Origin of the sequence: Spiroplasma endosymbiont of Tipula paludosa, from assembly GCF_964264785.1 — a bacterium.
Lineage (GTDB): Bacteria > Bacillota_I > Bacilli_A > Mycoplasmatales > Nriv7 > Nriv7.
This window is the reverse complement of record NZ_OZ183484.1, coordinates 874,733-888,286: the sequence shown is the minus strand read 5'-3', so window position 1 is coordinate 888,286 and position 13,554 is coordinate 874,733. Positions and strand designations below refer to the sequence as shown.

At 25.2% G+C, this 13,554-nt stretch carries 18 protein-coding genes; 5 read left to right on the top strand and 13 right to left on the bottom strand.

Going from position 1 to position 13,554, the window contains the following annotated elements; all coding sequences use genetic code 4:
- The first annotated feature begins 97 nt into the window (after positions 1-97).
- From ACFEL5_RS05280 to ACFEL5_RS05265, 4 genes are all read left to right on the top strand, one after another.
- Entirely contained in the window at positions 98-1,084 is a 987-nt protein-coding gene (locus ACFEL5_RS05280; RefSeq protein ID WP_375315098.1) for a hypothetical protein, read from the top strand.
- Between the two features lie 340 nt (positions 1,085-1,424).
- Positions 1,425-2,204: a hypothetical protein gene (locus ACFEL5_RS05275; RefSeq protein WP_375315163.1), complete on the top strand. Its 780-nt coding sequence runs from the start codon at positions 1,425-1,427 to the stop codon at positions 2,202-2,204.
- A 183-nt stretch (positions 2,205-2,387) separates the two neighbouring features.
- The gene (locus tag ACFEL5_RS05270; RefSeq protein WP_338966716.1) at positions 2,388-3,332 is read left to right on the top strand and encodes an IS30 family transposase; all 945 of its coding nucleotides are present in this window, start codon (positions 2,388-2,390) and stop codon (positions 3,330-3,332) included.
- A gap of 62 nt (positions 3,333-3,394) precedes the next feature.
- Positions 3,395-3,856, top strand: coding sequence for a hypothetical protein (locus tag ACFEL5_RS05265; RefSeq protein ID WP_375315162.1), 462 nt, complete (start codon positions 3,395-3,397; stop codon positions 3,854-3,856).
- A gap of 74 nt (positions 3,857-3,930) precedes the next feature.
- Here the strand turns inward: ACFEL5_RS05265 and ACFEL5_RS05260 are convergent, their stop codons facing one another.
- The 9 genes from ACFEL5_RS05260 to ACFEL5_RS05220 all read right to left on the bottom strand — a co-directional run bounded on the left by ACFEL5_RS05260 (position 3,931) and on the right by ACFEL5_RS05220 (position 10,199).
- On the bottom strand, positions 3,931-5,013 hold the full coding sequence (locus ACFEL5_RS05260; protein ID WP_375315161.1) for a DDE-type integrase/transposase/recombinase: 1,083 nt from the start codon (positions 5,011-5,013) through the stop codon (positions 3,931-3,933).
- Positions 5,014-5,089: 76 nt separating this feature from the next.
- The gene (locus ACFEL5_RS05255) at positions 5,090-5,515 is read right to left on the bottom strand and encodes a hypothetical protein (protein ID WP_375315160.1); all 426 of its coding nucleotides are present in this window, start codon (positions 5,513-5,515) and stop codon (positions 5,090-5,092) included.
- 240 nt (positions 5,516-5,755) lie between these two features.
- Entirely contained in the window at positions 5,756-6,076 is a 321-nt protein-coding gene (locus ACFEL5_RS05250) for a hypothetical protein (protein WP_375315159.1), read from the bottom strand.
- Positions 6,077-6,126: 50 nt separating this feature from the next.
- Complete coding sequence (locus tag ACFEL5_RS05245; protein ID WP_375315158.1) at positions 6,127-7,638, bottom strand: hypothetical protein; 1,512 nt, start codon at positions 7,636-7,638, stop codon at positions 6,127-6,129.
- A gap of 22 nt (positions 7,639-7,660) precedes the next feature.
- A complete protein-coding gene (locus tag ACFEL5_RS05240) occupies positions 7,661-7,924 on the bottom strand; it encodes a hypothetical protein (protein ID WP_375315157.1) in 264 nt (87 codons plus the stop codon).
- Between the two features lie 268 nt (positions 7,925-8,192).
- On the bottom strand, positions 8,193-8,438 hold the full coding sequence (locus ACFEL5_RS05235) for a hypothetical protein (protein WP_375315156.1): 246 nt from the start codon (positions 8,436-8,438) through the stop codon (positions 8,193-8,195).
- Between the two features lie 9 nt (positions 8,439-8,447).
- Positions 8,448-8,774 carry a hypothetical protein gene (locus ACFEL5_RS05230; RefSeq protein ID WP_375315155.1) on the bottom strand — a complete coding sequence of 109 codons (327 nt, stop codon included), beginning with the start codon at positions 8,772-8,774 and terminating at the stop codon, positions 8,448-8,450.
- 13 nt (positions 8,775-8,787) lie between these two features.
- Positions 8,788-9,693 carry a hypothetical protein gene (locus ACFEL5_RS05225; protein ID WP_375315154.1) on the bottom strand — a complete coding sequence of 302 codons (906 nt, stop codon included), beginning with the start codon at positions 9,691-9,693 and terminating at the stop codon, positions 8,788-8,790.
- Positions 9,694-9,953: 260 nt separating this feature from the next.
- Complete coding sequence (locus tag ACFEL5_RS05220) at positions 9,954-10,199, bottom strand: hypothetical protein (protein WP_215826180.1); 246 nt, start codon at positions 10,197-10,199, stop codon at positions 9,954-9,956.
- Positions 10,200-10,353: 154 nt separating this feature from the next.
- Here ACFEL5_RS05220 and ACFEL5_RS05215 point away from each other — a divergent pair, with 154 nt between their 5' ends.
- Positions 10,354-11,298 (top strand): IS30 family transposase, encoded by a 945-nt coding sequence (locus ACFEL5_RS05215; protein WP_375315065.1) that lies wholly within the window; start codon positions 10,354-10,356, stop codon positions 11,296-11,298.
- A gap of 131 nt (positions 11,299-11,429) precedes the next feature.
- Here the strand turns inward: ACFEL5_RS05215 and ACFEL5_RS05210 are convergent, their stop codons facing one another.
- The 4 genes from ACFEL5_RS05210 to ACFEL5_RS05195 all read right to left on the bottom strand — a co-directional run bounded on the left by ACFEL5_RS05210 (position 11,430) and on the right by ACFEL5_RS05195 (position 13,510).
- The gene (locus ACFEL5_RS05210) at positions 11,430-11,771 is read right to left on the bottom strand and encodes a hypothetical protein (protein WP_375315153.1); all 342 of its coding nucleotides are present in this window, start codon (positions 11,769-11,771) and stop codon (positions 11,430-11,432) included.
- A gap of 73 nt (positions 11,772-11,844) precedes the next feature.
- Entirely contained in the window at positions 11,845-12,093 is a 249-nt protein-coding gene (locus ACFEL5_RS05205) for a hypothetical protein (protein ID WP_375315152.1), read from the bottom strand.
- Between the two features lie 2 nt (positions 12,094-12,095).
- Positions 12,096-12,380, bottom strand: a complete 285-nt coding sequence (locus tag ACFEL5_RS05200) for a hypothetical protein (RefSeq protein WP_375315151.1) — start codon at positions 12,378-12,380, stop codon at positions 12,096-12,098.
- Between the two features lie 185 nt (positions 12,381-12,565).
- Entirely contained in the window at positions 12,566-13,510 is a 945-nt protein-coding gene (locus ACFEL5_RS05195) for an IS30 family transposase (RefSeq protein WP_338966716.1), read from the bottom strand.
- Between the last annotated feature and the right edge of the window lie 44 nt (positions 13,511-13,554).

The window sequence follows — 13,554 nt, the reverse complement described above, 5'->3', positions numbered from 1 at the left end:
ATCTTAATAAATATGGAAGGAAAAACAATAATAGACTTGGTACATAACCTTTAATTTTATCTACTATTTTGATAATTATTTTTTAGATGAAATACAAATGTTAGATAAATACAAAGATAAAAATGAATTTTATAGTTTAGTCGGCATAAAATGTTATAGTTATGTACCAAGTCTAATGAATAATAGTAATAGTAATCAAAACGATACTTTTAGGCAAGAAGTATTAGCTATATTAGATGATCGCGCGAGACTCATTGGGGCACTACAAAATGCTGTCGGATCTGTGTCCACACAAATGAAAGTACTTAAAGAAGATGCTCAAATAATGAAACAACAATTATCATGAAAAATATCAGAAAAAACCGATAGTGATTTAATATTAGAAAATGATAACCTTGATGATGACAGTGTTGAAGGTTCTATCCCTCCAACACCTTGCTCAGAATTATTTACTGGAGATGATGGAGTTAATGATTCTAAAATTGATATTATAGCAGATAGCGAATTAGAATTACGATTAGCATTGTTAAAAGAGATACCGATTGCAGATTTTATGTCAAATGAATATTTTGAGAATTTATTACCAAAAATGAAAATAGCACATACATTTTGATTACAAAATAATTTTAAGCTTAACATTGATAGTAATGAATATTTTTTATGAATGGCGCATATTAAAAAGTCAGACATATTGGAAAATCAAACCTTACTAAAAACTCAATCAAAAAAACTAATGGAGTGAGAATTAATAAAATTTAAAAATAATGAATTAATTGAGGAATTTAAAAACAAATTGTTGAATGGCGAAGTTTTACCAATTCTTAAAAAATATTTAAGTCTTGATAATATTTATATGGTACAACAAAAAATGAATCATAAATATAGTAAAAATGAAAAGAATTTTTCCAACTATACACCAATTGATTTTAATGACAAAGATTTCATTTTAACTGAAGATAAATTAATTTGAAATATTATTTGTATTAAAGAAAATAATATAAAAGGTTATTGGCACCTTAAAGAACAAAGTTTAAAAGAACAAAAAATATCTTCTGATGATATTAAGAAATTAAAAGAACAATAGACTTGGTACATAACCTTTAATTTTATCTACTATTTTGATAATTATTTTTTAGATGAAATACAAATGTTAGATAAATACAAAGATAAAAATGAATTTTATAGTTTAGTCGGCATAAAATGTTATAGTTATGTACCAAGTCTAATGGGAAAATAGTTTATGTAGTAATTTTAATGATGAGATTTATAAAATATTTACTACAAAAAATAATAAGAAAACTAATTCAAAACAAGTAGAAATAGCTCAAGCAGAGCAAAAATTTTTTCAATTTTTAGAGCAAAATTTTAATAGGTTAAAATTTAATGCTAATGAAGAAGAAAATTTAACTATATGAAATGCAATGATGACTAATCCAGTTGTTAAAAACCTCATTAATAATAAGATTTTTAAAAATATTGATAAAGAATTTTTAAAAGTTAAATTTTTAGGTTTTTGTAATACTGAACTTAATAAGCATAAAAATTTTAAATTAACTTTAGAACAACAAGTTAATGCCATTAACAATTTTTTATTAGAAGGTGCAGTAAATAAATTTATTCAAGAAAATAATGAAAATATTACTAAATTGTTATTAGATACTGTTGAAGAAAGTGAAATTGAATTATTAATTAATTCATTTAAAGATGAAATTCTAAGTGCTGATTTAAAAATTGCTGAAATAGTAGGAACTGACGGTACTGGTGTTCACTTTAATAGTATAGAATTTATTTTTAATAATTTGAGCTCTAATTTTAATGTTTTTTTAAAAGAGATTAGAACTAAATATGAAACAAAAACCAAAGTTATTTTGAATAAAAATTTTCAAATCAATGATACCAATGATAAATCTTTTATTAGAAACAAAATTACAGAAATTCTTTTTTCAATTGGTAAAAAAGAATTAAATAATACTACTTCTAAAATTATTGATTATTATGTCCATAATGTTTTAGCAACAAATAATGAATCAAAATATGTCAATTTAGTTATGAATGGTCTTAAACTATGCTCAAAATATCCAGTTTATACTAATTCACAAATTAATTGTAATATACCACAGACTTATGACAAGTACAAGCGGTTTTTTAAAAAAGGGACGAAAAATTATAAAATAATGCGAGAAATTTTCAAAAATAGTTTATAATTAAATTCCAAGGCAAAGAGACTAGAGACTGTAGATTAATTTTTGGAGAAAGGAAAAAGTGTTATTAATTTTATTGCTGAATTATACTTGTAAGTGCAAGTAAATAAAATTGCAAAAGATTTCATATAAAAATTTCATGATGCTAAGTTTATTTTAGAAAAAGTAAATTTAAGGAGTTTTTATATGGGATACAAACATCTTGGCATAGATGAAAGAATTTATATTGAGAATCAATTGAAATTTAAAGTAAAAATTAGTGAAATAGCTAAAAATCTTAATCGAAGTATTAGTACTATTAATCGAGAAGTTAATAGAAATAAAGATAATAATCATTATTTTTCATTAATTGCACAAAATAAAGCAGAAAATAGAAAACAATTACATGTTTATTTTCATAAATTTAAAAATAGAGAATTAGTAAAATATGTACAACAAAAATTATTATTAGGTTGATCGCCTGAACAAATTTATGGCAGAATTAAAAATTTTCATCAAGAATGAATTATTAGTTTTAAAACAATTTACAATTGAATTTATTCTGGATTACTTGAAAAGGTTACTAGTAAAAATTTAAGAAGAAAAGGTAAGAAACGAAAATCTCAAGAAAATCGGGGTAAATTTAATGGTAAATCCATTAAAGAACGAAATGTTAATAATCGCATAACTCTTGGCCATTGAGAAGGTGATACTGTAGTATCATCACGAGGTAAAAGTAAATCATGTTTAATAACTTTAGTTGAAAGAACATCAAGATTTACTTTAGCAATATTAGTTGAAAATAGAACTACTAAAGTTATTAACAAAAATATTAGTCATTATTTATCAATTCTTCCAAATAATCTTGTTAAGACTATAACATTTGATAGGGGTAAAGAATTTGCTAATTGACAACAACTTGAAAAAAATTTAAATGTGAAAATTTATTTTGCTGATGCATATTCACCTTGACAAAGAGGTACTAATGAAAATACTAATGGTTTAATTAGAGAAAAATTTCCTAAAAAATTTAATTTTTCAAACACTACTAAAAATGCAGTTCATAAATTTATATTGTCTTTAAACCAAAGACCAAGAAAAATACTAAATTATCTTTCGCCAATCGAATATTTGGTTAGAAAAATAATTTAGTTGCACTTAACTTTACAATTTGGCATTAATTAGTAAAAATTCATGAAAGGGATTTGATTAATATGAAAAAATTTCTAGGAATTTTAGGAACAATAACAATAGCAGGGGGTGGAATGTCAGGTATTATTGCCAACAAACCATTTTCATCACAAATTGAAAATAATAATTTAGAAAATTTAAAACGAGATAAAAGGTGTGGGCAAAATAAAGGTTATGTAAAAAATGTAGAAGGCATTGATTATCAATGAGGAGCTACACATTATAAAACATTACTTTTTATAAAAATTAAAAAAGAATCGTGAGCTACTATATATGATAAATATGATAATTTAAGTTCGAAAAAATTTAATGAATATTTAAAAAATTTTGTTTCCATGATGCATAGAGATGACAGAGTCAATGGGAATGATTATAATAATAAAATTGAAAATATTAATAATTGTTATAATTCTCTTCCTAGTAATGTTGGTTTAGATATAGTTATGAGAAGTAGCGGAGAATTTAACTATGTTACAAGACAATAAAAATATTTAACATACTATAGCAACAAATAGTTTAATAAAACACAACACTACCAGCTTGTTTAAAAGTTTACAAATTATTTTATTAAAAGTTTTTGTAATGTTTGAAATGGAGTTTTAGTGTTTAATGATGAATGATGGCGTTCAAAGTTGTAAAAGTAATAATATTTGTTTAAATAATGTTGGAGTTCGTTTTGATTCAATCTTTTATCCTTAGCATAAAATAATTTGGTATAATGTTGATGGAATCGTTCAATTTTGCCATTTGATTGTGGTGAACGAATTGGCGTTGTCTCGTGAACAATTCCGTTTTTTGAAAGAAAGGTTGTAAAAGGCCTTTTTTTTACTTTGTATGCTTTTTTATTACTTCAATTGGTAGTAGTAAATTCTGGAGCATTATCAGTACGAAGGCGTTTAATTGTTATGCCAAGTTCACTAAAATCTTTCATTGCTCTTTGCACGGCATTAATTGCGTTATTGGTTCCTAAACTATCATAAACATAACCAAATACTATCCGTGTCATTTCGTCAATGAAATCATAAATGTAATATTTTTTATCAACCGGAAAATTTGATGTGGTAATAATTTTGGCATCCATTTGTAAAAGACCAATCTCGGAGACTTCATACCGCTTAAAATGGCGTTTTGTTTGTTTGATTTGTTGTTTTAATTCTTTTCAACGAGGGTCAGATTTAATTCAACGATAAAAAGTTTTGATATTTTTAGGAACTTCTGAATTTTTAGCATCGTGAAAACCGATTTTTAAATTGTTAAATAAAGACCACATTCCACCGGCTTTGATATTTTTGTAATCAAAATATAAATCACATACCTTTTCACGAGAATTTAAACTATATTGATAATTAAGATTTTGTGGTTTTGTAGTTTTAAACAATAACAAATCTAAATTATCAGAATAATAAGCGGTCATAATTTTTTGTGCCCAACGATAAAAGCTTTTCGTTGCATTCTTAAAATATTTTTTAATAAGTTTTGTTAAAGAAGTTTCTGCAATATAGAAATAAGTACATAAATTTAAATAGGCAGTAATGCGTTTTTTAGTTTTATAGTAATAAGGATTACGACAATTAGCACTTAATCAACTTTGTACTTTTGCTTTTAAATCTGCTAAATCAGTTTGGGAAATAATATATTTCATTTTTTTAAACTCCTTAAGATTAAGAAAACCGTATTAAAAAAATACGATTTTCAAGAATGGTTATTAAATTACTAAATTAATGAGGCATTTCCGCTGAGAATGAAGTTAAATAAAATCCGTCTTCTAATTTATGAATAGAAATTTTAACATCAACCAAAGTATCTATTACATAAAAATCCTTAGAAAATGCAGATTTACGAGCACTATTATTAAGGTAAAAATCACCAAGTTGGTTATAAACATTACTTCGTACATCAACTAATAAATAAAAAGCAAATCCAATGACACTATTTTGTTCGGTATTTCTTATCGTAAATTTACCATTATGCGATACTTGTTCATTGAGATAATTAGGAATATTTAAATCATTGGCATCAATTTCTAAATATTGAGGTCTATACAAAAAATTACTACTAATTCAAGCACTTTTACCAATTTTAGAAAATTGTAATTTATATGTTTTTAAATCATTACTATTTTTACTACATCCCGAGACAAACATTATACATAAGACTTGGTACATAACCTTTAATTTTATCTACTATTTTGATAATTATTTTTTAGATGAAATACAAATGTTAGATAAATACAAAGATAAAAATGAATTTTATAGTTTAGTCGGCATAAAATGTTATAGTTATGTACCAAGTCTATACTAAATTTAAAGCTGATAAAAATTTTCACATAAATAAAAATCCTCCTTTCAAAGGAATTATATTTTATATAAAAATATTGGAAACATTTAAGAAAACTTTTTTAATATCATTAGCAAAATTGCTAAGGGCACTACAAATTCAAATAACATCTGAAATGCCGGAATAACTTCAAACACCGGGAAAGCAGTTTTCGTAAAATTAATCGTTGTTTTGGCAATATCCGCAAGCGGGCGAATTAAAAGATTAATCCCAGAAAGACCAAGTAATCAATTTAACACACTAACAGAAGCGTGCTGAATGCCACAAGATATGGCACTAAATAAACCTCAATAAGAACAGTTGGGCGTAGGAATTAAGTCATCCATATTACCACTTATTCCCCCACCAATAAAAGCTGTTGAATTCAAAATGTTAAAATCGTATAAAGAATAATGATATTCAGTACTTTCGTTTTTCTTTATAGTGGAAAAGTTAGCGTAAAAATATTAATTCCATACATCACATCAACTTTGGCATTGTAAAAATACAATTTATTACTAGTAGTGTTTCATAATTGGTTATCATATGCTTTTAACACATTAAAATCTACTTGATAAGAACTTTTGCCAGTGTTAAAACCATTGACAATTTGTTTATCTTTAACAAAGAAATAAGAACGAAAAATCATATTTTTACTATTTTCGATTGTTGAACCAAAGTTAATTAAATACTGTTTGGGATAAAAAGTAATTAAGGAACGATAGAAAAAACCCATTTGTAAAACATTTTTAGGGATTTGTTGCATCCCTTTGTAATCTAATTCTACATAAGTAGAGGCATCTGTATCAAAGCTCGCATAAAAGAATTGTACAAAAAACTCACCTAAAACTTTATAAATTTTATTAAATAAACCATTAATAAAATCAACAGTTAAATCTTTTTGGTAATAAAGCATAAAATCTTTAAAATCAGTTTTTAATTTATCATCATAGCGTAAAAAATGGAAGGTATTACCATAATAATTAACTTGTCCAAAAAAGGTATTAATAAAATCTCTTCCAAAACTTGTTCGCGAGCCAGATTTTCAAAGTGATTTACCATTTTCTAAAAACTCATTAGCACCCACAATACTACCATGCTCAGTTTTTACAGTAATAACATCACCAAAACTAGAAAAGGAAAGTTCCCTAAAAATAACTTTTTCAATAAAACCGGATGGATATGAATTTTTGCGACTTAAACTAAATTTACTATTTTGTTTAAAACCATTTAATTTAATTGATATTTCACTCATATATTTAAAATTCTCATCAAAGAAATTAAAAATTGGAACTCAATATAAATAACTATAATTAAATTTATCAAAATCTCGGCGTTGTATCATTAAATAATCAAGTTTATCTTGAAACTGATTATATTGATATTCACCATCATTTTTAGTTATTTCCGTAGGCAATGGTTGTTCGTTATCTTTTTCTGGTAAAGGGGGCATTTCCGCTGAGAATGAAGTTAAATAAAATCCGTCTTCTAATTTATGAATAGAAATTTTAACATCAACCAAAGTATCTATTACATAAAAATCCTTAGAAAATGCAGATTTACGAGTACCATTATTACGGTAAAAATCACCAAGTTGGTTATAAACATTACTTCGTACATCAACTAATAAATAAAAAGCAAATCCAATGACACTATTTTGTTCGGTATTTCTTATTGTAAATTTACCATTATGTGATACTTGTTCATTGAGATAATTAGGAATATTTAAATCATTGGCATCAATTTCTAAATATTGAGGTCTATACAAAAAATTACTACTAATTCAAGCACTTTTACCAATTTTAGAAAATTGTACTTCACAAACATTATCACAAGTATTAGAGTTTACAGTTCGTTTTTCTCGTTTCATAAAGGAGGATTGTTCCATATTGGGTTTTGGTGGTTGTTTTGTATCAAAGAAAGCCCCTAATGGCACCAAACCAATAAACATTATAATAAATCAAGAAATAATCTTATGCATTTCATCACGCCTTAAAACTCTTTTTTATCGCTTCAAAAGCATCAGAAAATTTATAATGTTGATGTTGTGGACATTCACAATTAGCAACTTGCATTTGATGCTTTCTAAAAACTTTATTAAAGTAATAACCCCTAATAATTAACTTAATACCAGTTATTAAGAAATAAATAATTAATAATAGACTTGGTACATAACTATAACATTTTATGCCGACTAAACTATAAAATTCATTTTTATCTTTGTATTTATCTAACATTTGTATTTCATCTAAAAAATAATTATCAAAATAGTAGATAAAATTAAAGGTTATGTACCAAGTCTAATCAAATATAAACATTAAAAAATACACTTTGAAAATTTAATGGTATAAAATCTTTAAAAAATTTATCCCCTTTAATTTGAAGGACCGTTAAAAATATTCAAATTATAATAACAACACTATGAAATATAATAAAAAAATGCATAAAACCTAAAACGCTTTTAAATCATTTAATACTTAATATTTTCTTTAATTTTTTCATTTTTTAATTCCTTAAAATTAAATATATTGTTGATAAAATACAAATCGTTCCTAAAATTTGGAAAATCGGATGTTGAGAAAATAACCTTATCATTGGTTTAAACAAATCTAAAATTTTAATATTATTTGATAGAACTTTATTAAAATATTCTAAACCTTCACGCACATAGGCTCATAAACCTAAAAAGTCATTTAAAGCAAAAATAGAAAAAACAGCAACAAGAATAAATAAAATTATTAATTTAAACATTTTAAAAACCTACCTTTTTATTCGCCGTCCGTGTTGGTTAACTCATGGTCTATTTTTAGGACTATTACCACTAAATTTCTTAATTGGACCACTAGATGAATTTTTCTTAGTTCCTCAATTAGCAACTGATTTTCGATATTTTTTACGAAAACCAACTTTTGGTCGTTCAATATGAATACCTAAAATGCCACCAATTACAAGATTTATCACAAGCATAATTAGCGGAAAAATAATAATGCGAATATCTGTTCCAGGAATGGTTAAAGTTCAAATTAAATCAAAAACTTTATAAAACATATCGCCAATCAAGCTGGCCATTTTTTCTAAGTTTTCCATTTTTTAAACTCCTTTACTTGTTTTTCTTCTTCAGATTATTTTTTAACTTAGTAAGTATCTTGCTGAATTTTTCCATTTTTAAATATTCTAATGCTTCAATATCCATTACATTATCATTTCAAAATTTATGTTGATATTTATCATTCAAAGCACGATTACTTAATTCACGCAAGAATGATAAATATTTATTATCGTAAAGATTTAAAATTGACATCGGAATTTTCAATTTAAAGAAATAAATGTCTAATTCCGGAATGCTACGATACTTGATTTTGCGACCTTTTTTATCATTTTTAGCATTAATCAGAGTTAAACGTCATTGTTCGTATTCGCTTACCGATTTAAAAGTACCATAAATAACTTGTAAATAAGGACGAAAGATACTAACTGGTTTTTTTCTAATGCCAACAATTATTGAATTCGCAATATCACGAACTTTAACTCATATATGTTCGGCTCGTTGTCCGCTTGCTAATACGATATGAGTAAATTGCCGTGCTGAAGCGAAATATTCTTGTAAACCTTGAGTTACCCTATCATTTTCTTTATAGTCAGTTCCTTCTAAAAATAAGTTAGTTTCATCTCATAACAGCAAATGCTTTTCTTCTAATATCGGATAATTATAATCTAATAAAGACATATGCCCTAATGAAAGCATTTGTTTATCCGTAATCGGAAAAGTAGAAATCGTTTTTCAACCACTTAATAAGTAAGAAGCCAAAACCATTAAAGCAGTTTTTCCAGTTCCTAAGGCACCAATTACTAAATTTAAGGGTGAATTTAATAAGAAATTAATAAAACTACGACGAGCAAAGAAATGAGAAATTTTAGTATATAAAATATACAAAGCAATTAGTAAATAAATAATATCAAATAACATTCGTCAACTTTGGGGATTATAATAATAGACTTGGTACATAACTATAACATTTTATGCCGACTAAACTATAAAATTCATTTTTATCTTTGTATTTATCTAACATTTGTATTTCATCTAAAAAATAATTATCAAAATAGTAGATAAAATTAAAGGTTATGTACCAAGTCTAATGTAAAATGGCACCATAAAATCACGCAATAATAAATAAAGTGCGATTTAAAGCGACAAAATCATATAATCTTAAATTTATTTTTTTGAATAATGGCACCACTTAAATCACACTTTCTTTATTTTTATTACTATCTGCCAGGCATTAATTTTTCAAACATTTTGAAAGCGATTAAAAATAAACCAATAATCACGCCAAGCAAGAAAACTCAATATGTAGCAAAAAAATTAACGACATTTGGCATATTACCACCAATAATATCAGTTCAAATATTACCAAATGCTTTAATTAATGCTTTTCATAAGTTAGTAACCGCTTGTTCACCAGTAATTGCTACTGGTGGTGTTGTTGCTCCATCAAGAAAAATTCTAAACATATAATCACCCCCTTTCTAAACAAAATATGATTTAACCTTATAAAATGCTGAATTATACTTGTAAGTGCAAGTAAATAAAATTGCAAAAGATTTCATATAAAAATTTCATGATGCTAAGTTTATTTTAGAAAAAGTAAATTTAAGGAGTTTTTATATGGGATACAAACATCTTGGCATAGATGAAAGAATTTATATTGAGAATCAATTGAAATTTAAAGTAAAAATTAGTGAAATAGCTAAAAATCTTAATCGAAGTATTAGTACTATTAATCGAGAAGTTAATAGAAATAAAGATAATAATCATTATTTTTCATTAATTGCACAAAATAAAGCAGAAAATAGAAAACAATTACATGTTTATTTTCATAAATTTAAAAATAGAGAATTAGTAAAATATGTACAACAAAAATTATTATTAGGTTGATCGCCTGAACAAATTTATGGCAGAATTAAAAATTTTCATCAAGAATGAATTATTAGTTTTAAAACAATTTACAATTGAATTTATTCTGGATTACTTGAAAAGGTTACTAGTAAAAATTTAAGAAGAAAAGGTAAGAAACGAAAATCTCAAGAAAATCGGGGTAAATTTAATGGTAAATCCATTGAAGAACGAAATGTTAATAATCGCATAACTCTTGGCCATTGAGAAGGTGATACTGTAGTATCATCACGAGGTAAAAGTAAATCATGTTTAATAACTTTAGTTGAAAGAACATCAAGATTTACTTTAGCAATATTAGTTGAAAATAGAACTACTAAAGTTATTAACAAAAATATTAGTCATTATTTATCAATTCTTCCAAATAATCTTGTTAAGACTATAACATTTGATAGGGGTAAAGAATTTGCTAATTGACAACAACTTGAAAAAAATTTAAATGTGAAAATTTATTTTGCTGATGCATATTCACCTTGACAAAGAGGTACTAATGAAAATACTAATGGTTTAATTAGAGAAAAATTTCCTAAAAAATTTAATTTTTCAAACACTACTAAAAATGCAGTTCATAAATTTATATTGTCTTTAAACCAAAGACCAAGAAAAATACTAAATTATCTTTCGCCAATCGAATATTTGGTTAGAAAAATAATTTAGTTGCACTTAACTTTACAATTTGGCTAATATAAAACGAATTAAACAGTTTAATATTTCTGTTATGGTTACTCATACTAAGGAATAACCTATAATCATTAACTTATCAATTGCTCCAATATCTTTTTAAAAAATTAATGAGTTTGTTTAGTTTCATTTTTTAAGGCTCTTTTTGCTTTAATTTTCTGAATAATAAAGCGGATTAATTTTTCAAATTTAATTGCAAAGTATATTGCTCCGCCTCATCAAAAAACAAATATTCCCGCTAGCATAATGCCGCTATTGAACTTGCCAAAGAAATCAACCATCTGTTTATTCATAAAATTATTAAATTCATCGCTTGTTCCGGTTATTCATTTAGTATCGATTGCTGTTAATGCACAAATTAATAAGCTTATAAAGATGAAAATGATACTTAATACTATTTTTAACCACTGGTTTTTAAAAGAATTTTGAATTTTTAATTTTAATGGCATTTTTTCTTTTGAATTATCTTTTTTAAATAATTTTCCTAAAAGTTTTTTAATTTTAACTCTCCTTTCATATTTTTTATCGTCCTTTAATCACAATAAATAAAGCAACAAGTACACAAGTGACGCTAAGAATAGTAAAAATTGGGTGTTGCGAAAATGTCCGAGCCATTGGTTTAAATAGCTCTAAAATTGTTAAATTGCTAGTAATAAATTTTTGGAAATTAGCAAGACCTTCGCTAATATAGTTCGTTAAGGTTTCAAAATGACTACCTGCTAATAACTCAAGAACAGTTATTAAGATAAAAATAATAATTAGTTTAAACATTGTTAGTTACCTTGTTTTGTTTTTATTGGTTTTATTTGTTTTTTAACTTTTCCTCACGCGCTTAACCGCCCTTTATTTTTAACCGCATATTGGCGTTGTTTTTCTAAATTAACTTGTTTACTACCAAAACCAAGAATAATTGCCATAAGAAATTCTACAGCCAGTGTTAAGAATAAAGGAAATATTAGTTGAATATTTGTTCCTGGTACTTCTAAACTTCAAATTAAGTCAAAAACTTTATAAAGCATTTGAGCCAGAAAGTCGGCCATTTTTGCGAGATTTTCCATTTTTTATTGTTCCTTTTCTTTCATTTTTCTTAAAAATTTGCTGAATTTATCCATTTTTAAGTATTCCAAGTCTTCTAAATCAATTGCGGTGTCAGTATAGTATTTATCTTCATAGTCAGGATTTACTTTTGAATTTAAATAATCTCTTAAAAACGCTAGGTGCCAAATTGTAAAGTTAAGTGCAACTAAATTATTTTTCTAACCAAATATTCGATTGGCGAAAGATAATTTAGTATTTTTCTTGGTCTTTGGTTTAAAGACAATATAAATTTATGAACTGCATTTTTAGTAGTGTTTGAAAAATTAAATTTTTTAGGAAATTTTTCTCTAATTAAACCATTAGTATTTTCATTAGTACCTCTTTGTCAAGGTGAATATGCATCAGCAAAATAAATTTTCACATTTAAATTTTTTTCAAGTTGTTGTCAATTAGCAAATTCTTTACCCCTATCAAATGTTATAGTCTTAACAAGATTATTTGGAAGAATTGATAAATAATGACTAATATTTTTGTTAATAACTTTAGTAGTTCTATTTTCAACTAATATTGCTAAAGTAAATCTTGATGTTCTTTCAACTAAAGTTATTAAACATGATTTACTTTTACCTCGTGATGATACTACAGTATCACCTTCTCAATGGCCAAGAGTTATGCGATTATTAACATTTCGTTCTTTAATGGATTTACCATTAAATTTACCCCGATTTTCTTGAGATTTTCGTTTCTTACCTTTTCTTCTTAAATTTTTACTAGTAACCTTTTCAAGTAATCCAGAATAAATTCAATTGTAAATTGTTTTAAAACTAATAATTCATTCTTGATGAAAATTTTTAATTCTGCCATAAATTTGTTCAGGCGATCAACCTAATAATAATTTTTGTTGTACATATTTTACTAATTCTCTATTTTTAAATTTATGAAAATAAACATGTAATTGTTTTCTATTTTCTGCTTTATTTTGTGCAATTAATGAAAAATAATGATTATTATCTTTATTTCTATTAACTTCTCGATTAATAGTACTAATACTTCGATTAAGATTTTTAGCTATTTCACTAATTTTTACTTTAAATTTCAATTGATTCTCAATATAAATTCTTTCATCTATGCCAAGATGTTTGTATCCCATATAAAAACTCCTTAAATTTACTTTTTCTAAAATAAACTTAGCAT